The following is a 25,846-nucleotide window of genomic DNA, read 5'->3' on the forward strand; positions in this document are numbered from 1 at the left end:
AATGATAGCCCGAATCTGTGATATTTACCGCTCTGTTCTGACCCAACCCCAAGCCGTCTTCCTATGCCCGCTTTTCGTGTAGCCATTATTGGCGGAGGCAGTATTGCCGATACGAACCACATTCCTGCCCTGAAAGCCTGTTCAGATCGGGTTGAGATCGTAGCCGTTTGCAGCCGCGACCAGACCAAAGCTCGTGCGCTGGCCGACAAACACGCCATTCCGTACGCGTTTGCCGATGCCGAAGCTATGTACCAGGAGTGCCAGCCGAACCTGGTGGTGATCTGTACACCCAACAAATTTCATTACCCGTATACCAGGCAGGCGCTATCGTGGGGATGCCACGTTTTCTGCGAAAAACCACCGGCGCTAACGGCGCAGGAAGCCCGCGACATGGCCGAACTGGCTACGGAAAAAGGGCTGGTGCTGGGCTACAACTTCCAGCTTCGGCAAACGCCCGAGTGGCAACTGCTGATGCGCTGCAAGGCGGAGGGGCGGCTGGGGGCTATTTACCACATCAAAGCCAACTTCCTGCGTCGGCGGGGAATTCCGGGCTGGGGCTACTTCACCAACAAAGAAATGCAGGGGGGCGGGGCGCTGATGGACCTGGGGGTTCACGTGCTCGATCTGGCCCTGATGGCTTTCGACTACGAACTGCCCGACCGGGTGGTTGGCAATACCTACGATTTTATTGGCAAAGCGGGTGGCAAGGGGCTGAAGGGCACCTGGAACCCCCAAACGTTCGAGGTAGAAGATGCTGGTATGGCGTACCTGTCGTTCCCAAATAAGGCCTCAATTATGCTGTCGGCCACGTTTGCGCTCAACAACCAGGTCGATGTAGACCGGAATCTGGAGGTATTCGGCAGCCAGGGCGGAGCGCAGCTGTTCCCGTTTGTGCTGCATACCGAGGTGGCTGGCGAGCTGGCCGACATCACGTTTCCATATTTGGATGAAGTCGATATCCAGCTGAAAAATACCGTTGCGTTTCTGGATGCCTGCGCCGGCAAACCCTCTACCATCTGCACCGGCGAAGAGGGGGCCCGGCTGATGACGGTTATCGATGCCATTTATGCATCGGCACAGGGCGGGGCGGGGTGATAAACGCCATTTTATTGAACCAGACGAGCTTTTTCCTAGCTTTACCCAATGAAATCTCAACAACCAACCCGTATAACGATGGTGGGTGGGGGAAGCTGGGCTACGGCGCTCATCAAGATCCTGTCCGAAAACAATGTGCTTATCAAATGGTGGCTCCGGAGTAAAGCCGATGCCGACCACATCCGGCAGTTTCATCACAACAAGAGTTACCTCAGCGATGTCCAGATCAACCCGCGCAAAGTAAAAATCTGCACCAAAATACGGGAAGCGTTTAAAGACAGCGATTATATCATCCTGGCCGTACCGGCGGCTTTCGTAGGCGACGCGCTGGGCGGACTGGAAACCCGCGACTTTACCGGAAAATGCGTTATCTCAGCGATCAAGGGTATGATTCCCGAGAAAAACCAGCTCGTAACCGACTGGGTCAGCGATCAGTATGGCGTGCCAACCAGCCGGATGGCGGTTATTGCCGGGCCGTGTCATGCCGAAGAAGTAGCCCTCGAAAAGCAGTCCTACCTGACCATCGGCTCTACCGACCTCGACTGCGCCGATGAAGTAGCCCGACTGCTGACCTGCCGCTTTGTCCAGGCATCGCCCCTGGCCGATATCTACGGCATCGAATACAGTGCCGTCATGAAAAATATTATCGCGCTGGCGTCGGGTATTACGCGCGGTATTGGCTACGGCGATAATTTTCAGGCCGTACTGGTCTCCAACGCTATGCAGGAAATTAAGCGGTTTGTCGATGCCGTATACCCGCAGCACCGCGACCTCAGCGGCTCGGCCTATCTGGGCGATCTGCTCGTTACGGCCTATTCGCCCTTCAGCCGCAACCGCACCTTCGGTACGCTCATTGGCCGGGGATACACCATCCAGTCGGCCCAGGCCGAAATGAACATGATTGCCGAAGGGTATTATGCCGTTAAAAGCATTCACGCTATCAACCAACAGTACCAGGTCGATATGCCTATTGTAGAGGCTGTATATAACGTTCTGTACGAACGAGCCTCGCCCGTTACGGAGATGAAAACTCTGCAACAGAAGCTTAAATAAGCCCGGCGCCATCTGGACTTGCCGTATACCTGCACCGTTAATTTGTTAGTAATTCGGTAGATTAAATAGTTCTATGAAGCTATGCGGATCGGGAAGCCGTCACGACATTTGCTCCTGTAAGCGGGCCTACGTATTGACTACTAAATGGCACAAGGTATTGGTATAAAGGGTGGAGCCGGCTGGCTGTTCGTTCTGGCAGCGATTGCGAGTCAGAACCTGGCCGTTGCTCAACCCAGATCACTGCATCCCAATGTAACTGTCGATACATATATGCTCCTGTCGAGGGCGGGGGTTCGGCTGGTACAGGATCCGGTTTCGCGTACACTGTTCTATGCCGATACGGAGGGAAATGTGTTTCAACTCAGACCGACCCATGCCGGAGGGCTGCCTGACGAGGTGCCTGTAGCCGGTGTAGCTCAGCATGGCATCGATTACCTGCAGGGCATGGCCTTTTCCGATAGTACGCTGATTCTGGTCGGAATTCGCCGGTTTCCGTACGAAGGGGTGGGCCGCGTGGCCAAGGGGCGTCTTAAGGCTGATGGCTCCCGGCAGTGGTCGACCTTGCTTGAAACGGCGCCATACGCTAATTCAAACACCGCCTTCGATCATGCGTTCAATGGTGTTTGTGTGTCGCCTGGTCAGGATTCGGTCTACATTGCCAGTGGCTCCCGAACGGATCATGGCGAAGTACAGGATGCCGGCGGTCGTTTCCTCAACCTGCGTGAGACCGCGTTGACAGCCCGTATTTTTCGGTTACCGCTGGCGGCAGAAAATCTGTTTCTGCCCAACAATGAGGAAGCCGTTCGGCAGTCGGGACTCCTGTTCTGCGAGGGTGTTCGCAACACATTTGACATGGCCTTCAACAGCGAAGGCCGTCTGTTCGGGGCCGAGAACGCGGGCAATCGGTCTGATCCTGAAGAATTAAACTGGCTGCGGCCCGGTCGGCATTATGGCTTCCCCTGGCTCATAGGTGGAAACGAAACACCGCAGCAGTTTCCTGACTACAACCCGGATACCGACCCGTTGCTTTCGGCCGGTTACCGAACCGAGGGCTTTCGTACGGACCCGGCCTATCCGCCCCGGCCTGCCGGTCCGTTCACGGCAGCTATCGTCAATACCGGACCCGACGCCTGGTTTGTGATCGATCCGGCAACCCGCCAGGCCGTACCATCGAATGAAATCTCCAGCTTTACGCCCCATGCATCGCCCCTGGGGCTGGTATTCGACGCTGATAGCAGTCTGGCCGATTTCACCGGTTCAGGATTCGTACTGGGCTATACCAACGGGCGCGGGCTGGATCTGAGTTCGATTCGGCTTCAGTACGACCCGACTGTGGATAATTACCGAATGCAGGTTAGCCGGGTAGCGGAAGGTTTCAACCTGCCGGTCGATGCCGCGCTGGTCGGAACAACACTCTACGTACTCGAACGGGGTAGACAGGCTATTAGCCGGGTACGTTTTCGTCGGCGTGTGTATCCGCAGGCCGATCTGAGCCTGGCCATGACCGTTCAGCAACGGACCCCGGCCGTAGGGGAGGAGGTTCAGTTCACTATTGCCGTGGAGAACCAGGGGCCGGCCGCTGCCCAATCGGTTGTAGTAAATAACCGCTTACCTGCCGGACTGGTGTTTAGTCGGAGTACTGTTTTTCAGCAGGTACCTGGGGGCATTCAGGCTACCGTGCAGTCGCTTTCGCCCTACACCATACGTTTGCTTTCCTACTGGGCACGGGTGGCGCGGCCGGGTCAGTACCGAAATGCTGCGCAGATTCTGAAAGCCGCGGTAACCGATCCAGACAGTGAGCCAGACACCGGTACGGCCGATGGAGAGGATGACAACGCCACCGTCGACTTTCGGACCTGTCCTGACAATGGGGCTCTCTATGCATCGGATAATCCGGTTGCCCAGCCGTTGCCAGCCGTTTTGCCCAATCAACCCTCTCCCGATTCTTCCCGGCCCGATCTAAGCGTACACATGGCGCTGGACAAACAAGTACTGGAACAGAATCAGGTGTTACAGGTCACAGTGACTATTCGTAACGATGGGGGTGTACGTGCTGAAGCCGTACAGCTGCGCTGCCAGTTGCCGACAAATGCTCAGTTTATACCGACGCCGGGCTGGGTATTGACAGGCACAGAACTGCTTTCTGACCCTGTCAATCTGGCACCAGGCCAAAGTCTGGGTCGAACCGTTCCGTTGCGGGCTGTCGCCCCCGGCCTTCTGATGATAAAAGCCACACTGACAGGGCCGGCCGATGCTGACTCGACGCCCAATAACGGGTATGAGAATGGCGAAGATGACGAAGCCCACGTTGCTGGTCGGGTACTTCCCTGAACCAGCGGCTGCGTCTACAGCGACAGATGCTGACGGATGAGGGCGGCCGTTTCGGCCAGTTCTTCCTGGCTCGGCTTCATCTTGTTACTGAAGTTCATGTCGGCCATGGAATTCAACGGAATCAGATGAACGTGCGCGTGAGGCACCTCCAGTCCAACTACCGCAACGCCGATGCGCTTGCAGAGAATGGCTTTTTCAATGGCGGGGGCTATGCGTTTGGCAAAGGCCATCAGGCCCATGTATAACTCATCTTCCAGGTCAAACAGATAGTCGACCTCTTTTTTGGGGATCACCAGCGTGTGACCCGTTGTGGTCGGAAACGCATCCAGAAACGCCAGGTAATCATCGGTTTCGGCAATCTTGTGGGCGGGAATCTCGCCAGCCACAATCCGGGAGAAGATAGTCATATCAATAAGAATTTGGTATTTGGTATACGGTTTCCAGGTGGGCGCTCTACAGCTAGTCGCCTGCCTGAAAACCGTATATCGAAAAACCGGATTATCGGGCTATTTCAACAACTTCAAATTCCATCACGCCGGCTGGTACTTTAATTTCGGCAATATCGCCGACGCGCTTGCCGAGCAGGCCTTTGCCGATGGGCGAACCGACCGAAATACGGCCCGCTTTCAGGTCGGCCTCTTCTTCGGAGACCAGCGTGTACAACATCTCAGCCCCGTTTTTCTTGTTTTTGATTTTTACCTTCGACAGCACCGATACCTGCGATGCGTCGATAGTCGACTCATCGAGGATACGGGCGTTCGACAGGACTTCTTCAAGTTTCGATATTTTCAGCTCATGAAGACCCTGCGCATCTTTGGCTGCGTCATACTCCGCGTTTTCGCTGAGGTCGCCTTTGTCGCGGGCTTCGGCAATCTGACGGGCAATTTCGGCCCGGCCTTTGGTCTTCAGATCATTTAGCTCAGCCTTAAGCCGGTTGAGCCCTTCTTCGGTGTAATATGAAATCTTTCCCATAATAAATACGATACGCGTTACTCGAGTTTCACAATGGTTTGGGGCCGCTACTAAAAACAAAAAGAACGGTACGCCGACCGTTCTGCATCCAAATTGGTTTTCTTTGCAGCCGCGTCAGTGTCGCCGTCGGGAGTCCGAAGCGAGCGGTTCGAATATGTGTTTATCTGTTCGTCGCATGGGTAGGGCCGCTGTCGGCCGATCACGTTCTGACGCGACGCCTGCCAGGAGCAGGACATCTGTTTCACAAAATTAAGAATACTTCCGGGCTATATCAACAGCATACCGGCCCGCCTGCTAAAAACTGACTGACCGTTCATGACGCAACCGCTTCGTATTGTTTTTATGGGTACGCCCGACTTTGCCGTTACCAGTCTGCAGCGACTGTTAGGCGCGGGTTGTACCGTAGTCGCTGTGGTAACTGCCCCCGACCGCCCCTCGGGCCGCGGGCTGCAACTGTCGCCGTCGCCCGTTAAAAAAGCGGCTGAAGCGGCCAGTTTACCTGTTCTTCAGCCCGAAAAACTGCGTGACCCGGCTTTTCTGGCCGCCCTGCAGGCTTATAACGCCGATCTATTCGTTGTCGTTGCTTTTCGGATGCTGCCCGAGGTGGTCTGGTCGATGCCAACGATCGGTACGTTCAATCTGCACGGGTCGCTGCTGCCGCAGTATCGGGGCGCGGCACCTATCAACTGGGCCATTATCAACGGCGATACCGAAACGGGGGTCACCACGTTTTTCATCGAAAAAGAAATCGATACCGGACAGATGATTTTTCAGGATCGGGAACCGATCTATCCGGACGATACGGCTGGTTCGCTGCACGACCGACTCATGGAACGGGGGGCTAGCCTGGTCGTACAGACGGTGCGGGCTATCGAAGCCGGTGATTACCCGCGCCATCCGCAACCCGCAGCCGATGATCTGAAATCAGCTCCCAAACTCAGTCGCGAAACCACCGAAATCAACTGGAATCAACCCGCCCGGGACATTCGTAATTTTGTAAGAGGCCTGTCGCCTTACCCAGCCGCCTGGACAACGATCAACGAGAAGTTTTTCAAAGTCTATGCTGTTTCCATTGCCAACGAGTCGCCCTTTGTTGCCGAACCGGGTCAGGCGTATACCGACCACAAAAAACAGATTCTGGTGCGGGCGGCTGATCAGTGGCTCTCTGTCGATTTATTACAGGCCGAGGGCAAACGGCGCATGACTACCGACGAGTTTTTACGCGGCAATCGCCTTTTATGAGTACGGGACCGATACGTACGTGCGCCTTTTGCGTATCTATGAGCCCAGTGGCCGGTGCCATTGCACCAGCGGTCAGCCCGCAACAAACGTTAGAAACCAGGGAGTATGAAGATTAGTCTTATTGCCGCCGTAGCACAAAATGGTGTCATCGGTATTAACAACAGCCAGGGCCAGCCTGATATGCCCTGGCACCTGCCCGATGACTTTGCGTTTTTCAAACGAAAAACCAGCCATCACCCCATCATCATGGGTCGCAAAACCCTCGAGGCCCTCGGTAAACCGCTACCCAACCGGACCAATATCATACTTACCCGTAATACCGACTTTCAGGCCGCCGGCACAACGGTTGTACATACGCTCGACGACGCGCTGGCTATAGCGAAGTCGCTGAACGATAATGAGCTATTTGTTATTGGCGGGGCCGAAATATACACCATGGCGTTGCCGGTGGCTACTACGCTTTACCTGACCGAAATTCACAAGGAGTTCGACGGAGATGCCTACTTTCCAACATTCGATCGGCGTGACTGGACCGAAGTGAGTCGGGTGCCGCATCCGGCCGATGAGCGGCACGAAGCGGCTTTTGATTTCGTCGAATACGAACGGAAACGATAAAAGCGGGCACCAGTTAGCCGGTCGAAGCCAGGCTATCCTTTCATGAACCGAACCAGACCAACTTCAAGCAGCAGGAAACCCAGGGCGGCCAGCAGAAAGTACTTCCAGAGGCTTTTGCCGAGGTTTTCCTGCTCCAGCACCTGGACGAAGTCGCCATCCTGTATGCTGTCGAATACTTCTACATTGGGCTGGCTGGCGAATACCCGACGCAGCTCATCGGCCGAGTAGAAGTCCATGGCCGACTCGGCGTTTCCGTGGTTAAAGGCCAGCAGCCGCTCGGTCTTACCCGCGCTGTTCTGCAACTCATAATACCCGGCTTCAACCTCCTGACCAGTTGCCAGTTCATTGCTCTTAGGCATTTCGAGCAGCAGCTGATTCCCGACAACGCGCTGAATCGGAATAATCTCCAGCTTGTCGCGCTTCAGTTTGTAAACGGCTCGTTCCGCTGGATTGCTGATCGGTACCGCCAGCAGGTTTTCATCGAACGAATAGGCGGTTCGCTGGGAGCGAACGCTTAGAGCCGCCATCTTGTACATGATTGGAACGAACAGCGCATGCTCGGCCAGGTTGCCATAGTCGGCCGCCAGGGGCGTGCCCAGTACGTATACGCTGCCCTGCCCTGACCGGGTCTGGGTGAGCATCGGGCTCCCGTCGCGGAGGGTAAGCAAACGCTCGCCGGCACTCCAGCGCCAAACCGGAGCAGCCGAGGGCATGTTCAGCGGCTCGGACTGGTAGCTTTGCTGAAAGACATCCTGGAAAAACGGATTGCGCCGGTCGGGGTCAGCAACGGGGCGCGACGCCTGCTCTGCCGGCAGGGTACTTACGCCATTTACACCCAGGCTGCTTAGGAACGGCCCATAGGTCGACGCATCGGGGGTGGCGGGCGGAATGACGGCCAGGCTGCCTCCCTGCTTAACAAATCGTTCCAGCTCGGACCGGAGCGTACCCGAAACCTGCGATACGCCCTCCAGCACAACCAGATCCGTTTCGCGTAGTTGCCCCACATCAAAGTTCAGCGCGCTGAAGCTGCGCCGTACAAACAGGCTATCGTCTGAATACACTGCGTCTACGTAATCTTTCGGGCTCTTCTGCTCGAACAGATGCAGTACCCGAACGGCCGGCGAGGCTTCTATGACGAAAAAATACTGGTTGTCGAACGTAATCGGGAAATCTTCGAATACGATCCGGCCGCGGTGGTAGCCTTTGGTGGTTACATTAAAGTTGAGAGACACCGTGGCCGAGCCACCGGGAGGGAGCACGGCCGAGGCCGTTGAGGTCTGTGTATCGTCGAGATACAGCCGAACCGGCAGGTTCTTCACGTTCTCGCGGCCGCCGTTGGTCAGCTTCACGTTCAGGCTATTGTTCTGCATCTCACGAATGAACGGCGTGCTGAGCCATACCGAATCAACGTATACGTTTCGGGTAGGTTGCGCGTCGAGCGGCACAATGAAGAGCCGGTCCGTAGTGTCCAGCTTCAGCCGGGTCAGGTCACCTACCGTGCTTTTCTGAAAATCGGAAAACCAGAAGAGCTGGTTACGGCCGGCCGGGTTCAGGCTGCTGAGCAGGTTGCGCTGCCGCCGGTATACGGTTTCGAGGCTTCGGGGCGTGTGGGCAAAGCGAACCGAAGTAACCCGGTCGCGAATGGCTTCAGCAGAGCCTGCCTGCTGTTCGGCGGCCGAAAAGTCGTTGGTCAGCAGCTGCAGCGACGTTGCGTTGCGGAACAGGGTCAGGAGTTCATCCAGTCGGCCAATGGCTATATCCAGATACCGTTTTTCGTTCCGCTCGTTCTGCATGCTATACGAGTTGTCAATGTACAGACTCGTGACGCCCTGTCGCGACAAACCCAGCTGATTTTTGCTCGGGATGAATGGCTGCGCGAAGGCCAGTACCAAGCACGCCAGAAACAAACAGCGAGCCGCCAGAATAAGCCAGTGCTTCAACCGCCGAAACGATTTGGTCTCGGTCTGGACTGTCCGTAGCAAAGCAACATTGGTGAAAAACACCCGGCGTGTCCGACGGAAGTTAAACAGGTGTATGGCAATGGGAACCGACACGGCCAGCAGGCCGAACAGGAACGAGGGATACAGGAAATTCATCTGGTAAATAACGACCTGGCGCGGGACTTTGGTTTGTAGGTGCCCTAAGATAGTCAGGGATTATGACTTGGTAAAACCCTGACCCGCCCGGTGCAACACCTATCTATCGTACACAGATTATACCAGTTTATCATCCGCGCGGGGGGATCACCCCCAAAAACGCTGATTCATGTACTTTCTGCCGGGTATACTGAGTTTTCTGGTCGGGCGAAAGCACAAAAAAGCCCCGATTGTAGCACAATCGGGGCTCAGATTACTATACGGGGTGCACGATTAATTCGTACCGCCCGACAGCGCCGGTTAGAGCGTCCGTTTTACCTCTTTCAATTCGAAGCTTTCGATGATATCACCCACTTCAATGTCGTTGAAATTTTTGATGCTCAAGCCACATTCGTACCCGAACTTCACCTCGTTGACGTCATCTTTGAAACGCTTGAGGGCGCTGATTTCGCCCGTGTGTACCACGATGAAGTCGCGGATAAGCCGGATCTTGTTGTTCCGTTTGATGTTGCCTTCGGTCACGTAACAACCGGCTACTGTACCGATCTTACTGATCTTGAACACCTCGCGTACTTCGATATTACCGACAATTACTTCTTCAACGGTGGGTGCCAGCAGGCCTTCCATGGCATCTTTCACCTCGTTGATGGCGTCGTAGATAATCGAGTACAGACGAATTTCGATTTGCTCCTGTTCGGCCAGTTTCCGGGCCGGGGCCGATGGCCGCACCTGGAAACCAACGATGACCGCATCCGAGGCCGAAGCCAGCAGAATGTCCGATTCAGAAATCTGACCAACTGCTTTGTGGATGATGTTCACCTGGACTTCTTCGGTGGACAGTTGAAGCAGCGAATCCGACAGAGCTTCCACCGAACCATCTACGTCGCCTTTCACAATCACGTTCAGCTCTTTGAAAGTGCCGATCGCTTTACGGCGGCCAATTTCTTCGAGAGTGATGTGCTTGCGGGTACGGAGCGTTTGTTCGCGGAGCAGCTGTTCGCGTTTGTTCGCAATTTCACGGGCTTCGCGCTCCGTTTCCATCACGTTAAACTTATCGCCAGCCTGCGGAGCACCCGGCAGACCCAGAATCTGGACCGGCTGGGCCGGACCTGCTTCTTTGATCCGTTCGCCCCGGTCGTTCGTCATGGCCCGGATGCGTCCGTAATGAGCGCCTACCAGCATGATGTCTCCCTGACGGAGCGTTCCGTTTTCGACCAGTACCGTTGATACATAACCACGTCCTTTATCGAGCGAGGCTTCAATAACGGTACCCAGCGCCCGGCGGTCGGGGTTTGCTTTAAGTTCGAGCAATTCAGCTTCGAGCAGTACTTTCTCAAGCAGCTCGTCAACGCCCATGCCCGACTTCGACGAAATTTCCTGGGCCTGGTATTTACCACCCCATTCTTCGACAAGGAGGTTCATAGACGCTAGCTCAGAACGAATCTTCTCGGCATCGGCACCTGGTTTATCTACTTTCGAGAACGCAAAGACAATCGGTACGCCAGCCACCTGCGCGTGGTTGATAGCCTCGCGGGTTTGGGGCATCACGCTATCGTCGGCCGCGATTACGATGATAACAACGTCGGTTACTTTTGCACCGCGGGCCCGCATGGCCGTAAAGGCTTCGTGACCCGGGGTATCGAGGAACGTAATGGCCCGGTCGTCGTTGGTCCGTACGCTGTAGGCACCAATGTGCTGCGTAATACCACCGGCTTCACCAGCCGCTACCTTGGCCCGTCGGATGTAGTCGAGCAGCGATGTTTTACCGTGGTCGACGTGTCCCATGATCGTAACGATCGGTGCCCGGTGCTGTAGATCGTCCGGCTCGTCGCCTTCTACATCAATACCCGCTTCGGTTTCATCTTCGGCCGATACAAACTGTACGTCATACCCAAACTCATCGGCGATAACCGTGATGGCTTCCGCATCGAGTCGCTGGTTGATCGAGACGAACATACCCAGGTTCAGGCAGACCGAGATCACCTCATTGATGGAAACGTTCATCAGCGAAGCCAGGTCGTTGGCCGACACGAACTCGGTTACCTTCAGGATTTTTGCTTCGAGTTCCTCCTGTTCGTTCAGCAGGCGACGATCTTCTTCGCGCTGGTTCCGGCGGTCGCGCCGACGATCTGCACCCCGGTTGGGCTGGTTGCCCTGCATCCGGGCGTTGGTCTGCTGGATCGACTTCCGTACATCGGCCTGTGAGGGGGCTTCACGACGGTTGTTACCACCCCGGTTGGCGTTGTTACCGCCCCGGTTGGCATTGTTACCACCCCGGTTGGCATTGTTGCCGCCCCGGTTGGCGTTGTTGCCGGTATTAGCCTGGTTGCCACCAGCTGGTGCCGGATTGTTGGTTGCCGTCCGATCGCCCTGGGCCGGTGTACGATTTCCATCGCGCGGCTGGTTCCGATCGCCTTGTGGCCGGTCGCCCTGCGCCCGGTTTGCCGGACCGCGGTCGCCCTGCGGACGATTGTTATTGCCTTGACCCTGCGGTTGTCCGTTGCCGCCCTGACCCTGTTGGTTTGTTCCACCAACGGCGCCTTCGCGACCACCTCGAATCCGTTTGCGTTTCTTTTTATCGGCGTTGCTGCCACCACCACCCTGACGGGGGTTATTGACCGGCAGTTCGATTTTACCCAGAATTTTCAGACCGCCCAACTGGTGACTACCGGCTGCCCGGATTGTCTCGGTTGGTGCCGGCTCACTCTCGGCCGGGGCTGGGGCGGGCGGTGGCGTGGCTGGTGCCTGAGCAGCGGCCGGCCGTTCTTCAGCACGGGGCTGGGCGGGCGCCGGAGCTGCTGCAGGAACAGGCTTGGGTGCTTCCACTTTTGGTGGTTCTGGTTGCGCTACTGGCGCAGCCGGAACGGGTGCGGCCTGTACTGGTTTAGGTGCTTCGGGCTTTGGCTCTACAGGAGCAGCTGCCGGAGCGGGTTCTTCTTTAGCCACTACCGGAGCGGGAGCCGGCTTCGGTGCTTCGACCGGAGCCTTCACCGGTTCTGGCTGAACCGGCTTCTCAACCGGAGCTTCCACTTTGGGTGGTGTTACCGGAGCCGGAGCGGGAACCGGTTTTGGTGCTTCGACGGGCTTCTCTTCCACCGGCGCTTTGGCTTCGGGGGCAGGTGTGGCAGCCGGTCTGGCATTTAGATCAATCTTGCCAACAACTTTCAGGCCCGGCAAACCCGTCTGAGCGGTCTGGGGGGCTGGTTTGGGCTCGGCCGGTGCGGGTTTAGGCGCTTCAGGCTTGGCTTCGGCAAGGGGGCGACCTGCGTCATCACGACGGTAGGCCGGTAGGAAATCTTCCTCCCGACGACGCGGTGGCTCGGCGACCGCAACCGACGGTTCGGTCCGGCGAGCTCCGTTCAGGAGTTCCGTTGATTTATACTCCTTCGCTAACACCTCCAACTGTTCCATGTTGATTTTGGTGTTAGGATTAATTTCGACCTTAAACCCTTTGGCAGACAGACTATTCGCAACAGAGGAAAGCCCTTTGTTGAGAATTTTTGCCACTTGGCTCAGGCGCATTGACTTTTCTTCTGCCATACGTTCGGTCTATATTCGGCAAATTTAATGGTTGTTGATATGGTATGAACAACAGTTACAGCAATTAAAATCCCTTCTTTCAATAATGCCGCGTGAAAAGTGAAGAATGAACACCTGGTCAGGTTGTTAATTGTCCATTCTTCATCGGTTACGCTGCCCGCCGGTCTTACTCAAACTCCTGCTTGAGGATATTGAGGATTTCTTCAACGGTATCCTCTTCCAGATCGGTCCGCCGAACGAGTTCTTCCCGGCTGAGGGCCAGTACGCTCTTGGCGGTATCGAGACCCACCTTACGCAGCTCATCGATCATCCACTCGTCGATCTCATCGGAGAATTCCATCAGGTCAACGTCTTCGTCGTCTTCCTGGCCTTCGTTGTCGCGGAATACGTCGATTTCCATGTCGACCAGCCGGCCGGCCAGCTTGATGTTCTGTCCGCCTTTACCTATGGCCAAAGATACCTGATCGGGTTTAAGGAATACCGACACCCGTTTGGTTTCGCGGTCGATCTGCATCGAGCTGATCTTGGCCGGGCTCAGGGCGCGGCTGATGAGTAGCTCGAGGTTTTCGGTATAGTTGATAACGTCAATGTTTTCGTTACCCAGCTCACGAACGATGCCGTGAATCCGGGAGCCTTTCATACCTACGCAGGCACCCACCGGATCGATGCGATCATCGTACGATTCAACGGCTACTTTAGCTCGCTCGCCCGGTTCGCGAACAATTTTACGGATGGAGATCAGGCCATCGTAAATTTCGGGAACTTCAATCTCGAACAGGCGCTCCAGGAAGACCGGCGACGTGCGCGACAGCATGATTTTGGGCGTACCGTTCAGCATCTCGACGCTCTTGATCACAGCTTTAACGGCTTCTCCTTTCCGGTACCGATCTTTAGGAATCTGTTCGGTACGGGGCAGGCTCAATTCGTTGTTCTCCGAATCGACCAGGATGATTTCGTGTTTCAGCAGCTGATACACTTCAGCGCTGACCAGATCGCCTACCTGATCTTTGTATTTCTGATACAGGAGTTCTTTCTCCATATCCTTGATACGCTGAATCAGGGTCTGGCGGGCTGTCTGAACAACCCGGCGGCCAAAGTCTTCCAGTTTTACCTCTTCGGCAACCTGTTCGCCTACTTCGAAGTCGTCCTGAATTTTGCGGGCTTCGGCAAGGGGGATTTTATCATAATCCCAGATGTCTTCGGAGTCATCGTCGACAATTTCGCGGGTGCGCCACATCTCCAGATCGCCACTTTCGGCGTTGATGATGACGTCGAAGTTTTCGTCGGTGCCGTATTTCTTACGAATCATTGTCCGGAAGACTTCTTCCAGAATAGCGATCATGGTGGGCCGGTCAATGTTCTTCGACCGGGCGAAATCGGCAAACGATTCGATTAATAATCCACTGGTCATTTTCTTCGTGTGCAGTTTTTCTGTTTCAGTTTCTGTATTGGTGGTCTACCCCGGGCAGGCAGTCAGCGAGTAAAGTCAGAACGGACTTGTCGTTCCCTGAAAGCAGCAGTCTGTAACTTAATTGAACGATATTTCTACGGTTGCTTTTTTTATCTGGTCGTAGGGGAGGGTGGTTGGGCCACTCAACACATCGATACCAGCTTCAGCGTCTTTCTTCTGTTTGGTTTTTGACCGTTTCTCGGGGACGATATTCAGCACAATCTGCTGCTCATCGGCGGCCTCGAGTTTGCCGCGGTGCAGGCTGCCATCGGTTAGCACCACCGCTAGTTGCCGACCGATGTTACGCACGTACTGACGCGGAAACGCCAGCGGAAAGTCAACCCCTGGCGACGAAACTTCGAGCGTGAAGGGCGAATCGCCGAAGAAGTTGGCTTCGTCCATCTCGCCACCCAGCCGACGACTGATGTCAGCACACTGATCTATGGTAATCCCCTCGTCGCTATCGAGTAAAATGGTTACCTTGATGCGGCCACCCTGGCGGCCAACTACCTGAAGATCAACAAGGTAAAACTGGCCGTTGTTCAGGTACGGCTGCAGTAATTCGGTTAATCGCGTTTTGTCGTCCATACTGTAGGGCTAACAAAAAAGGGAGTGCGACTCCCTTTTTTCATTAACACTAAATATCATTTCTGGTGCAAAGATAGTATTTTTTTGTGGGGTTCGCAAGTGCCGATTGGGCTGGGTTTGTGGGCGTTTCGGCCATTATACCGTACTTTTGGGCTTTTGAGGAGCATCGTCCAGCTCAATGATCAGACACCATGACGGTTCGAACACAGGTTAGCCGATTTATTGCCTTTTTTTTTCGCTCGCTGTTGTGGTCGCTTAACTTACTTCTCGTTCTATACACCGCCCTTGCTTACTGGCTGCTGCAGTCGATGCCGACTGAACACTGGTTATCGGGCATGATCATGATCTCGATACCGGTTGCGTGGGTCTTTAATCTGCTGTTCGTTTTTTTCTGGCTCACGAGTCGTCCCTGGCGGAGCTGGCTGTCGGGGCTGGTACTTGTTATCGGCATGATCCTGTTCGGGCCGCGCACCTTTGTCTGGAACAGTCCCATTGAGCCGACCGGCAGTACTGTTCCGTTCCGAGTCTTCAGTTATAACGTGCAGGGGTTTGGCTATACCGATGATCAGGTAAACTACCCGGAAAGTTCGCCGAAGGTACGCCGGATGGCTAATTATGTGCTACGCTACGAGGCCCCTATCAAGTGTTTGCAGGAGTTTTATAATTCAGTAGCCCTGAAGGATTACGATCTGGTTAGCCGGTTCCGGCAGAGCGGCTATGTATACTCCGTACTGCTGCATCCTGAACTGGCCACCGCCCGGAATGGGCCCATCGGTGCGGCTATTTTCTCGACCTATCCTATTGTATCCTCGGGCCGCGAACCATTCAGTGGCTTCAATGGTATCGTATGGGCCAATATTAAGATCGGTACAGATACCATATGCGTCATCAACGTACACCTTAAGTCTATGGGAATCCGGGTGGGTAAAGTGTTACGCCAGGACGAGCTGACCGGCGTGAAACACGAAACGCGGGGGGTGCTAAGCGCGCTGCGATCCGGATTTATTAGCCGGCGGGAGCAGGTCCGGCGGGTAGAAGAATATATCAGGAACAGTCGCTATCCGGTTGTGGTGACCGGCGATCATAATGACACGCCTTACAGTGTTGTCTACGAACGGATGCGGCAAACGTTACCCAACAGTTTCGAAACCAGCGGGCGTGGTTTTGGTTTTACCTACAACCGGCTACCGGGCTTTATCCGAATCGATCACCAGTTTTATGATCCTGAACTGCACATCCTTAACTTTGAGACGCTCAACTACGTCAGCTATTCGGATCATTACCCCATTGTGGGTACGTACCAGCTAAAGTAATACTTGCTAGTCTACTATAATAGTATACTAAGTTAGGAACTTACTGCTCCGTAAGTTGGTTTCGTACAGTATAGTGACTGGGATACTACAATCGCTTTTCGTTTTCCCTCCCCTCATTCGGTCTTTGGGTTTTTCAGTGACAGCGTGATCGACTTTCCCCCATACGCTGCCGGTATATTGACGTTAGTAGTCAGGTACGTGCCCCAACCGATGCGTTCCCGTTTAGTCTGATAGTCTGCCAACCTTAACCCGTTATGTCAAGCGACCGCTCTGAGCTGCCGCCGGAGCCGGACCTGCTCCTGATCACCAGTGCGTTGTCAGTTATATGTGGCAAATGGCGCCTGTATATCATTTTGCTGCTCAACGAGCAAACGCTTCGTTACAGTCAACTAAGTGATTTGTTGCCCGAGGTAAGCGAGAAAGTGCTGGCCAGTGAGTTGAAGGCACTGGTTGCGCTGGGTATCATGAAACGTGAAGCATATGCCGAGATTCCGCCACGAGTAGAGTATTCGCTAACCCCACAAGGACGGATGGCGCTGCCCATATTAAGGCAGATTCAGCTCATCGGTCAACTCATCCAATAAGCATCCAACTATGTCTGCCCAATTGAAATTCGTTAATAAAAACAAGTCAGCCTTTTTCCCCACGGTCCGAAAACGGGTCGACGCTTACTTCGCCGAACAGGCTTTGTCGCCCCACGCCAACGGAGCCATGTGGGCTAAGGCCAGCTTCTTCCTGATTGGGTACGTCAGCCTGTATGGTCTTATCCTGTCGAATCAGTTTGGCCCGTGGGCCATGCTGGGGCTGGCTATGCTGTTGGGTATGTTTGCGGCCTTTATCGGGTTCAACGTATCGCACGATGCGCTGCATGGGGCTTTTTCATCACGCCGGTGGGTAAACAGAATACTGGGTAACAGCTTCTATCTGCTGGGCGCCAATCCATACGTCTGGACCATAACCCACAATGTGGTTCACCATACCTATACCAATATTCCGGGTCACGACGAAGATATTGAAGTAGCTCCGGGACTTGTTCGGCTCGACGTGCAGGAAGCGTTGCATCCGTGGCATCGGTATCAGCATTGGTATACGTTCCCACTTTACGCGCTGGCGTCGCTGTCGTGGGTATTTCGGAAAGATTACGTCAAGTTCTTCAAGAAGCAAATCGGTCAGCATGACAACTCGGCGCATCCGCGCCGGGAGTATGTCCGGCTGTTCTTTTCAAAAGCCTGTTACTACTTCTTTTTCCTGGTGCTGCCCATGCTGGTGCTTGACATCACCTGGTGGCAACTGCTGATCGGGTTTGTGGTCATGCACCTGGTCGAAGGACTGGTGCTGGGGCTTGTTTTTCAGCTGGCTCACGCAGTAGAGGGTACTACGTTTCCGCAGCCCGACGAAAGCGGTACAGTACAGAACGCCTGGGCGATACACCAGTTGCAGACGACGGCCAACTTTGCACCCCGCAGCCGAACCGCGGCTTTCTTCTGTGGCGGCCTCAACCGGCAGATCGAGCACCATTTGTTTCCGAAGGTGTGCCATATTCACTACCCGGCTATTACGGCCATTGTAAAGAATACGGCGCAGGAGTTCGGATTACCCTACCTGGAAAACCATAGCTTTGGGTCGGCGCTGGTATCTCATTTTCGGCTGCTTCAGAAACTGGGCCGCCCGGTCTAGGTTATAGCCAGCACCCTGTCAGATGGGTGCTGGCTGGCTGCTTCTATTTCTTCAACGCAATTACTTTCTCGAAAGCGGGCTTGGGCTGGTTGTTGCGGTCGAATAGCAGCGGGTAATTGGTCCGGCCGCGGATGGGCCAGCCGTTCAGCCAGCTATCGCCGTCGTTGACGCCCCAGAACGTGACGCGGGTGACTTTGTCTTTGTGCTTGAGAAAGAGTTTGAACAGATTCTCGTAATCGGCGGCTAGCTGTTGCTGCACCGCGTCGGGGAGTCCGTTCACGTAGGGATTGGATTGCTCGTTGGCGGTCATTCGCTGCCCCACGTCGGCTCCCTGAAAGTTGCGCGGCAGTACTTCAATATCTAGCTCCGTAAACATCACTTTTACGCCCAACGCTGCGTATTGCAGAATGCTTTCTTCGATGTCGGCGAAGGGTACTTTGCCGACATGCCAGTGCCCCTGTATGCCCACGCCATCGATGCGCACCCCGGCGGCTTTGATCTTTTTGATGATGTCGATACAGCCCGCCCGCTTCTTGGGTTGCTCGTTGTTGTAATCGTTGTAGTACAATTCCGTTTTGGGAGCCGCCTGTTGCGCCAGCCGGAACGCTTCCGTTATGTAATCGTCGCCGAGGTGCTGCAGGAAGACCGATTTCCGCAGGGAGCCGTCTTCGTTCAGGGCTTCGTTGACGACATCCCACGAAAAGACTTTACCCTCGTAACGCCCGGCCACCGTTTTGATATGATCGGTGAAGAACGTCCGGATCGAATCCGGGCTTTTGATGCCCCTGATGAACGGGGGCAACTGGCTGTGCCAAACCAGCGTGTGTCCGTTGATTTTGATGTTGTGCTTTTTGCCAAATGCCACCAGCTTGTCGGCCATCTCGAAGTTGTAGGTATCCCACTTTGGATGAAGCAGCGCCGACTTCATGATGTTCTCGGGCGTGGCCATGTTGAACTGACGTGCAATAAATTCTGTCGTTTTGGGGTCCCGTTCGTCGATCTGCGCGTTGTTGAGGCAGGTGCCGATGCCGAAATCTTTCCTGAAGGCGTCTTTCAGCGAGGGAATGGTTTGGGCCGATGCCGATTTAAAGGGCAGGATAAGGGTTGCCAGCAAGAGTGCGGCCGTGCTGGTGGTAAAGACATGTCTGTTGAGCTGCATGAGGTTTATACCGTTTAAAGTTGTGTACGTTGTTAAGGGTTTCTTACCAGTTATTGAGAGTCAGTTGTTACCTATGCAGTAGCTGATGTTCGATAGGTAGCAGGCGTCATGCCTGTTTTCGCTTTGAACAACTTGCTGAAATACTGCGGATACTCGAATCCTAATTGATAGGCTATTTCGCTCACGCTGGCTCGTGAGCCGAGCAGCTTCGTTTTGGCTTCTTCAATCAGGTACGCGTGAATATGATCCTGCGCATTTTGGCCAGTTTCTTTCTTCAGCAAATCGCTCAGATAATGGGCGGAGAGTGCCAGTTGTTCCGCTAAATACCCCACGGTAGGCAAGCCTTTTGTTCGGAGCTGTTTGTCGTCAAAATACGCTTTTAATACCTGATCGAACCGGATCAGCAAATCGCTGTTCGCCGACTTTCGGGTGATGAACTGACGGTCGTAATACCGTGAGCAGTAGTTCAGCAGCAGTTCAATGGTTGAGACAAGCAGCGTCTGACTGTGCCGGTCAATATTTTCGCTCAGTTCCTGATCGATAGTCTGAATGCAGGTACGTAAGGTCTGTTTCTCTTTATCGGACAAGTGCAGGGCTTCGCTGACTTCATACGAAAAAAAAGAGTACTCTTTTATTTTACTGGCCAGCGAAGTACCCCGGATCAGGTCGGGGTGAAAGAATAAACCCCAGCCGATCCGATCATCTGGTTCGCGTCGATCATCCTCAATCGTTACGGCCTGCCGGGGCGCAATGCAGAATAAGGTTCCTTCCTGAAAATCGATCTGCTTTCTGCCATATTTTACGTCGCCCACACAGTAATTCTTGAACATGACGGAGTAGAAACCAGAAGTCATCAGCACCCCGTCCTGCGCATTGATGTCGGCGCGGGTAAAGTCAATAATCGATACCAGAGGATGCCGGGGCTTGTCCTGGCTGAAGAGTTGATTCAGCTCGCTGATGGTTTCAATATGATGAACGGCTGCCATACGATTTGCTTATTTTACCTGACTCATAATGATTTTATCGAACAGTCGGTCCCCCAGATTAACCCGCATCCAGACCATCGGCTTGGCCAGATTACCCACCCGATAGCGCGTTTTTGGCTTCCGGCTCCTGACAATGGCTGACACCGTTTTCGCAATCACCGAGGCTGGCGACATCGCCATCGAAGCTGCACTGGCAACCCCTTTCACGATATTGGCATACGGACCGCTGCCAGACCGGGCCACCATAGGACCACTCATCACGTCACCAAACTCGGTGGCAATCAGACCAGGTTCCAGGATGACGACGTGGATGTTAAACTGGCTCAACTCCAGACGCAGGCAATCACTCCAGCCCTCGATGGCGTGCTTTGACGCGTGATACCAGGCACCCATCGGTGTGTACATTTTACCGCCCATCGAGGAGGTGTTGATAATGGTGCCGGATCGGGCTTCGCGCATGAAGGGAATCACTTTCTGGGTTAAGCTGGCTAGCCCAAACACATTCACCTCAAACTGCCGCCGGGCCTCCTGAATCGGAATTTCCTCGACTGATCCGTAAATGGCGTATCCGGCATTGTTAAACAGCACATCGATTTTTCCTTCCCGTCCGATGATGGTATCGACCACCTGCTGAATGTTTTCCTCGTCGGTAACATCCAGTTGCAGGGCAATGCCTCCTGCCAGTTGAAGGTCCTGCATCTGATCAATTCGCCGGGCCGCCACATATACTTTGTGTCCTTCGGCGATTAACGTTTTAGCAGTTTCTTTACCCATACCCGACGACGCACCTGTGATTAAAATTACCTTGCTCATGGTTCAATTTGTTTTGGTTGATCAATGAGACAAAGGTCAGGCCTGTGTGCAGGCAAGTGGTACATCGAATTCCTGAATGTTGTATACGAATTCCGGTTTGCGTCGGGGTGCTATACACCGGAGCATCCCGACGCAAACCGGAATTCGGCTATTTAAACAGCACCTGGCTGAACAGCATTAAATCGTGCCGCCAGACGGGCCAGGTATGCCCACCGGCGTATTCGCTGTAGTTGTACTTGATACCCATCTCGTCGAATTTCTTCATCATGGTCTGGCAGTTCTGCCAGGCAATGTCTTCTTTACCACCCATCGAAATCCACAGGTTCTTTAGGTTCGAGTTAATGGTCGACGCGTTATCTTTCATGAACGCATACTGCGGGTCGGACAGCTTGGGGTTGTTGGCAAACCAGCCCGAACTGAACACGCCCAGACTCGAGAACATCGGCGTGTTTTTGATGCCCGCGTACAGCGTCTGCAACCCGCCCATCGACAGGCCCGCCAGCGCCCGGCTTTTGGCATCGGCCTCGACCCGGAAGTTGCTTTCCACAAAGGGAATGGCGCCCAGCTTCAGTTCGTTTTCAAAGGCCTTCAGCACGTTTTCGTTGAAACCGGCCAGGCCACCGGCGCTCACGTTGCCGTCGAGCATGGCGATGATCATCGGTTTGGCTTTTCCTTCGGCGATCAGGTTGTCGAGAATCAGGTCCGTTTTGCCCTGCGTGGCCCAGCCGCGCTGATCTTCACCTCCGCCGTGCAGCAGGTACAGCACCGGGTATTTGTCGGTCGATTGGTCGTAGCCGGGCGGGGTATACACATACATTTCTCGCCAGCTGTTGGTGGCTTTCGAGAGGTAGCGCTTGATGCGAATGTCGCCGTGGGGTACGTCTTTCAGGGCGTAAAAGGCTCCGTCTCTGTCAGGTATCTCAATGCCACTGGCCATGCGGCTCATGCCGTAGAAACTTTCGCTGGCTGGGTCGGCAATGGCTACGCCGTCGATCAGCAGCGAGTAATAATGAAAGCCCCGACTGATGGAGTCGGTGGTGGCGGTCCAGAAACCGGCTGTGTCTTTCACCATATCGTACTTCTTACCCAGGTCGACCTGTACTTTCTGGGCGTCGGGCGCTTTGACGCGAAACACGACCCGATTGTCGGGCAGAATCTGCGGGTATTTGGCGTTACGGATATTGGTCGAAGCCGGCGTTCCCAACACGCTGTATTGGGTCAGTGAGGCATTATCGACGGGCTTGAACAGAAACTGCGAGAACATGTACAGGCCGTTTTTCCAGACTTTGAAATCGTGCCCACCCGGCTCCACGTAGTAGATATGCGGAACGCTGTGCTGGTACAGATAGTCGTGGGTACGTTTGCTAAACGAGATCAGCCCGTCGGCGTCTCCGCACGAAATCCAGAGCAGTTTCAATTGCTTTTTAGCGGCTTCGGGATCGGGAACCAGTTCTTCGGGGCGTTTGGTATTGGGAGCCGACGAAAAACCACCGACCCAGGCGAACCTGTTCAGATTGCCCAGTCCGAAATTCAGCGATTGGCCGCCCCCCATCGACAGTCCGGCAATGGCGCGGTGTTCCCGGTCGGTCAGGGTGGGGTACTTCTTTTCGATAAACGGAATGAGGTCGTTCAGCAGGTCTTTCTCGAATGTAGCGAAGGCCTCTACCTTGTCTTTGTCGAAGATATTTCCTACCGCCCGGTCGTCTTTCATGGCGCGGCCGTTGGGCATCACCACGATCATGGGCTGGAGTTTGTTTTCGGCGTACAGATTGTCCAGAATTACCTGCGGATTACCCCCCTTCAGCCATTCTTTTTCATCGCCACCGATGCCATGCAGCAGATATAGCACCGGGTATTTTGTCTTCTTCGAGAATCCCGGCGGGGTGTAGACCAGCGCTTTGCGCGTTGTGCCCACGGTTTTCGACGGATAGCTGATCGAATCCAGCTTACCCGTGGCAGTTCCCGAACGGACCTGATCGAAGCCCTTCGGCATTTCTTTCTCAATTTTTTGGGCGTAGCTGTTGCTGTATAGCATTCCCAGAACAGCTACTAATGCGACGAATCGTTTCATCTGTTATATCGTTTTTGATATAGGTCGGTGATTTATTTGTTATTACTGGTTTTGTCATCCCTCGTGCTTGGGAATCACAACAACAAAAGGCTCATTTTTTAAAAATCAAACTGGCGTACTGCCGCAGCGACCGACGCCAGGTTTGCCACTCGTGCAATGTACCCGGCGATTCGTAATACACATGCCTGATCCCTGCTTTGTCGAGCGCTTCATGAAAGCCTTTCACGCCCGCATACATGCGCTCCGGTTCTTTGGTGCCAATGCTTACATACACCACCTTCATTTTCTTGTTGAACGCATCGGCATCGGCCAAAGCGCCGTCGTAAAGCTGTTTGACGTCGGCGCCCGGCTGCAACCGACCCGCTCCGCTGAAGCCGCCGATGTAGGCAAACTTGTCGAGGTTGGTCATGGTAGTCTGGAACGTCTGGAAACCGCCCATCGACAGACCCGCCATGGCCCGGTTATCGCGGTCGGTCAGCGTCCGGAACGACTTGTCGATCATCGGGATTACCTCTTTTACCAATAGTTCAGGAAATACATTAGGGGCCATGCCATTGGTTGTGCTGGCGGGCCTGGTGGGGTCGGTGGCATAGCCGCGTTCCATCACCACGATCATGGGTGTGGCTTTGCCTTCGGCGATCAGGTTGTCGAGAATAAAGTCCATTTTGCCCTGCGTGGGCCAGCCGGTTTCGTCTTCGCCCGAGCCGTGCTGTAAGTACAGCACGGGGTAGCGCTTCTTCGGGTTTTCGTCGTAGCCGGGGGGCGTGTAGACATTAGCCCGGCGCCAGGCTCTGGTCATGTCAGCGTAGTAATTGACCGAACGCACCTGACCATGCGGCACATTTTTGGGCTGGTAATAGTCCATGTCCTTGTCGGGAATATCAATACCGCTGGCCATACGTCCCATGCCGTAAAAGGTCTGGCTGGCCGGATCGCAGATGGCAATACCGTCGGCAATGAGCGAGTAGTAGTGAAACCCTTCACCGACGGGGTCCGTCGTGACGGTCCAGAAGCCGCTGGTGTCTTTCACCATGTCGTACTTCTTCATCAGGTCAATTTGGAGCTTGCGGGCGTCCGGTGCTTTCACGCGAAACACCACCCGGTTGTCAGGTAATATCTGGGGATACTTCTGCCCCGGAATGTTGGTCGAGGCCGGTACGCCCCCGGTCTGGGCCAGAGCCGGTCCCATCAGGGTCAATGCTCCGATGAATAAGGTGAATAATGCCTTCATATTATTTCGTGGTAAAGGGTTGGTGATTAATAGTTTAGGGCCGGAGCTCCGTTAGGGGCTTAACAGCGCAGCGTCGGTAGAAAGAAAACCGATATCGTCCCGTTCATTTACAGCGTGCCGTTGGTACGCAACCCGCTCGGATGTCGCGTACCAACGGCACGCTGGTGATTTGGGTGCGCCAATTTTCTACCAATGCTGCGCTGTTGAACCCCTACGGGATTGGTAACTCGCTTTACAGAGAAATATGGGTTGTCTTAAACGGCTGGTTGGTAATGCCGTGGCTTGCCTAACGGGTCGCTGGCGTGATCATTTGATAGTTTCCACTCAAATGCATCAGACTGAACAGATACAATAGTCCATCATAATACGGGTCGAAGTAGCCATCGTCGAACGGCTCGAGTTTGGCGTTCCAGAGGGCATCCACAAAATCACGGCTGTTCTTTTCGTTGTTGATCAGCGAGAGCGTTGCGGCCGTCGACACCAACCCGAGCGAGTGGCGGAGTTTCTTCACCGGCCCGGCCTGCAAAATGAACTCGGGCCGCGAACCGTCCAGGTTGAACTGATCCTCGTAGGTGTCCATGCCTTTCGAGCGCAGGAAGCCCTGAAACCGTTTGGCGTAATCTTCCTGCCAGGCTTTATCTTTTCCCGACCAGGTATAATCCATGGCTATGTTCATGGGCACCCGCCACGAATCGTACCGGAAGGCCGAGGGCGACCAGCGGGTGTCGTGTGGTTTGCCGCTGAACTCTGTGTAGTCGGCGTTGAGACCCGTAACAGGGTGGCAGGCCCGGTGCAGGAATACGCGCGACGTGTCGGCACATTCCTTGTAAAACGCTTCGTGACCGTCTTTGGCGTACAGCACCCAGGCATCGTAGAAGGCGGGTAGGTGATACGATGGGTCGGTCCATTTGTAGTTGTTCCCTTCGGGGACGAATGAGATCTGCTTGGCGTCGGTGTTGATCAGGTTGTAGATGTTGCCGGTGCCATCTTTCTTCCACATCGCATCCAATATCCGCCGGGCCTCGCCGTAGTAGTTGATGCCGGTGTTGTTGCCCCATTTATTGGCCGCAAACAGCAGACTGGTGATGTAGTACAACTCGCCGTCGGAGGCCGACCCTTCGGCGTTTTTCTTCATCGTCTGCGGGTTGATGCTCCAGGCAAAATAGCCTTCGCGTGGGCCGCTCTGGTGTTGCAGGTACTTCTTAGACCACCGCCAGATTCGGTCGAAGACGTCTTTTTTATCCAGCTGAACGGCTACCATCATGCCGTACGACAAGCCTTCGGTTCGGGCGTCTTTGTTCTTCACGTCCGACACATACGCCATCGTATCTCCAACTTCAAAGTAGACCTTGTTGGGGCCTTCGAAGATGTCGTGATACGCTTTCGCCAGTTTCGCGTCGATGTCGGCCTGTTTGTAGCCTGCTTCGCGAAACAGATTGCGGTAGTTGGGCTTACTTGTCTTTTTACTTTGCCCCGACACGACACCCTGTCCGATACATAGCATCGTCATGATCAGACAAAAACTGATTCGGCGCTTTCCGTTCATTCGTATTGATTGTACCATAAACTAGGTTGAGTAAGCTATTAGTGATGAGGCTATTATGAGCCTTTGCT

Annotated in this window: 20 protein-coding genes; 8 read left to right on the plus strand and 12 right to left on the minus strand. The window is 54.4% G+C overall.

Annotation, left to right across the window (positions count from 1 at the left end):
• The first annotated feature begins 63 nt into the window (after positions 1-63).
• From FBR45_RS10735 to FBR45_RS10745, 3 genes are all read left to right on the plus strand, one after another.
• On the plus strand, positions 64-1,095 hold the full coding sequence (locus tag FBR45_RS10735; RefSeq protein WP_138502156.1) for a Gfo/Idh/MocA family protein: 1,032 nt from the start codon (positions 64-66) through the stop codon (positions 1,093-1,095).
• A 48-nt stretch (positions 1,096-1,143) separates the two neighbouring features.
• Positions 1,144-2,148 carry an NAD(P)H-dependent glycerol-3-phosphate dehydrogenase gene (locus tag FBR45_RS10740; protein ID WP_138502158.1) on the plus strand — a complete coding sequence of 335 codons (1,005 nt, stop codon included), beginning with the start codon at positions 1,144-1,146 and terminating at the stop codon, positions 2,146-2,148.
• A 144-nt stretch (positions 2,149-2,292) separates the two neighbouring features.
• Entirely contained in the window at positions 2,293-4,479 is a 2,187-nt protein-coding gene (locus FBR45_RS10745; RefSeq protein WP_138502160.1) for a PQQ-dependent sugar dehydrogenase, read from the plus strand.
• A gap of 14 nt (positions 4,480-4,493) precedes the next feature.
• Here the strand turns inward: FBR45_RS10745 and FBR45_RS10750 are convergent, their stop codons facing one another.
• Positions 4,494-4,886 carry an HIT family protein gene (locus FBR45_RS10750; protein WP_138502161.1) on the minus strand — a complete coding sequence of 131 codons (393 nt, stop codon included), beginning with the start codon at positions 4,884-4,886 and terminating at the stop codon, positions 4,494-4,496.
• 91 nt (positions 4,887-4,977) lie between these two features.
• Positions 4,978-5,451, minus strand: coding sequence for a transcription elongation factor GreA (gene greA, locus FBR45_RS10755; RefSeq protein WP_077921339.1), 474 nt, complete (start codon positions 5,449-5,451; stop codon positions 4,978-4,980).
• Positions 5,452-5,766: 315 nt separating this feature from the next.
• Here greA and fmt point away from each other — a divergent pair, with 315 nt between their 5' ends.
• On the plus strand, positions 5,767-6,693 hold the full coding sequence (gene fmt, locus FBR45_RS10760; RefSeq protein WP_246082199.1) for a methionyl-tRNA formyltransferase: 927 nt from the start codon (positions 5,767-5,769) through the stop codon (positions 6,691-6,693).
• A 105-nt stretch (positions 6,694-6,798) separates the two neighbouring features.
• Positions 6,799-7,308, plus strand: coding sequence for a dihydrofolate reductase (locus tag FBR45_RS10765; protein ID WP_138502163.1), 510 nt, complete (start codon positions 6,799-6,801; stop codon positions 7,306-7,308).
• Between the two features lie 32 nt (positions 7,309-7,340).
• Here FBR45_RS10765 and FBR45_RS10770 read toward each other — a convergent pair whose 3' ends face one another.
• The 4 genes from FBR45_RS10770 to FBR45_RS10785 form a co-directional block, all read right to left on the minus strand.
• Positions 7,341-9,404, minus strand: a complete 2,064-nt coding sequence (locus FBR45_RS10770) for a BatA domain-containing protein (protein WP_138502165.1) — start codon at positions 9,402-9,404, stop codon at positions 7,341-7,343.
• Between the two features lie 300 nt (positions 9,405-9,704).
• Positions 9,705-12,944 (minus strand): translation initiation factor IF-2, encoded by a 3,240-nt coding sequence (infB, locus tag FBR45_RS10775; protein WP_138502167.1) that lies wholly within the window; start codon positions 12,942-12,944, stop codon positions 9,705-9,707.
• A gap of 166 nt (positions 12,945-13,110) precedes the next feature.
• Complete coding sequence (gene nusA, locus FBR45_RS10780; protein WP_077921335.1) at positions 13,111-14,355, minus strand: transcription termination factor NusA; 1,245 nt, start codon at positions 14,353-14,355, stop codon at positions 13,111-13,113.
• Between the two features lie 117 nt (positions 14,356-14,472).
• Complete coding sequence (locus FBR45_RS10785; protein ID WP_138502169.1) at positions 14,473-14,982, minus strand: ribosome maturation factor RimP; 510 nt, start codon at positions 14,980-14,982, stop codon at positions 14,473-14,475.
• Positions 14,983-15,173: 191 nt separating this feature from the next.
• Here FBR45_RS10785 and FBR45_RS10790 point away from each other — a divergent pair, with 191 nt between their 5' ends.
• From FBR45_RS10790 to FBR45_RS10800, 3 genes are all read left to right on the plus strand, one after another.
• A complete protein-coding gene (locus tag FBR45_RS10790) occupies positions 15,174-16,295 on the plus strand; it encodes an endonuclease/exonuclease/phosphatase family protein (RefSeq protein ID WP_138502171.1) in 1,122 nt (373 codons plus the stop codon).
• 254 nt (positions 16,296-16,549) lie between these two features.
• On the plus strand, positions 16,550-16,879 hold the full coding sequence (locus FBR45_RS10795) for a winged helix-turn-helix transcriptional regulator (RefSeq protein WP_138502173.1): 330 nt from the start codon (positions 16,550-16,552) through the stop codon (positions 16,877-16,879).
• Positions 16,880-16,889: 10 nt separating this feature from the next.
• Positions 16,890-17,972, plus strand: coding sequence for a fatty acid desaturase family protein (locus FBR45_RS10800; RefSeq protein ID WP_138502175.1), 1,083 nt, complete (start codon positions 16,890-16,892; stop codon positions 17,970-17,972).
• Between the two features lie 43 nt (positions 17,973-18,015).
• Here the strand turns inward: FBR45_RS10800 and FBR45_RS10805 are convergent, their stop codons facing one another.
• From FBR45_RS10805 to FBR45_RS10830, 6 genes are all read right to left on the minus strand, one after another.
• Positions 18,016-19,131, minus strand: coding sequence for an endo-1,4-beta-xylanase (locus FBR45_RS10805; RefSeq protein ID WP_138502177.1), 1,116 nt, complete (start codon positions 19,129-19,131; stop codon positions 18,016-18,018).
• A 71-nt stretch (positions 19,132-19,202) separates the two neighbouring features.
• On the minus strand, positions 19,203-20,117 hold the full coding sequence (locus FBR45_RS10810; protein ID WP_138502179.1) for a helix-turn-helix domain-containing protein: 915 nt from the start codon (positions 20,115-20,117) through the stop codon (positions 19,203-19,205).
• A 9-nt stretch (positions 20,118-20,126) separates the two neighbouring features.
• A complete protein-coding gene (locus tag FBR45_RS10815; RefSeq protein ID WP_138502181.1) occupies positions 20,127-20,930 on the minus strand; it encodes an oxidoreductase in 804 nt (267 codons plus the stop codon).
• 148 nt (positions 20,931-21,078) lie between these two features.
• Positions 21,079-23,001: an alpha/beta hydrolase-fold protein gene (locus FBR45_RS10820; protein WP_138502183.1), complete on the minus strand. Its 1,923-nt coding sequence runs from the start codon at positions 22,999-23,001 to the stop codon at positions 21,079-21,081.
• Between the two features lie 91 nt (positions 23,002-23,092).
• Positions 23,093-24,232, minus strand: a complete 1,140-nt coding sequence (locus FBR45_RS10825) for an alpha/beta hydrolase-fold protein (protein WP_138502185.1) — start codon at positions 24,230-24,232, stop codon at positions 23,093-23,095.
• A 286-nt stretch (positions 24,233-24,518) separates the two neighbouring features.
• Positions 24,519-25,742, minus strand: coding sequence for a glycosyl hydrolase family 8 (locus tag FBR45_RS10830; RefSeq protein WP_246082200.1), 1,224 nt, complete (start codon positions 25,740-25,742; stop codon positions 24,519-24,521).
• Positions 25,743-25,846: the final 104 nt, after the last annotated feature.

Origin of the sequence: Spirosoma lacussanchae, assembly GCF_005870035.1 — a bacterium.
Lineage (GTDB): Bacteria > Bacteroidota > Bacteroidia > Cytophagales > Spirosomataceae > Spirosoma > Spirosoma lacussanchae.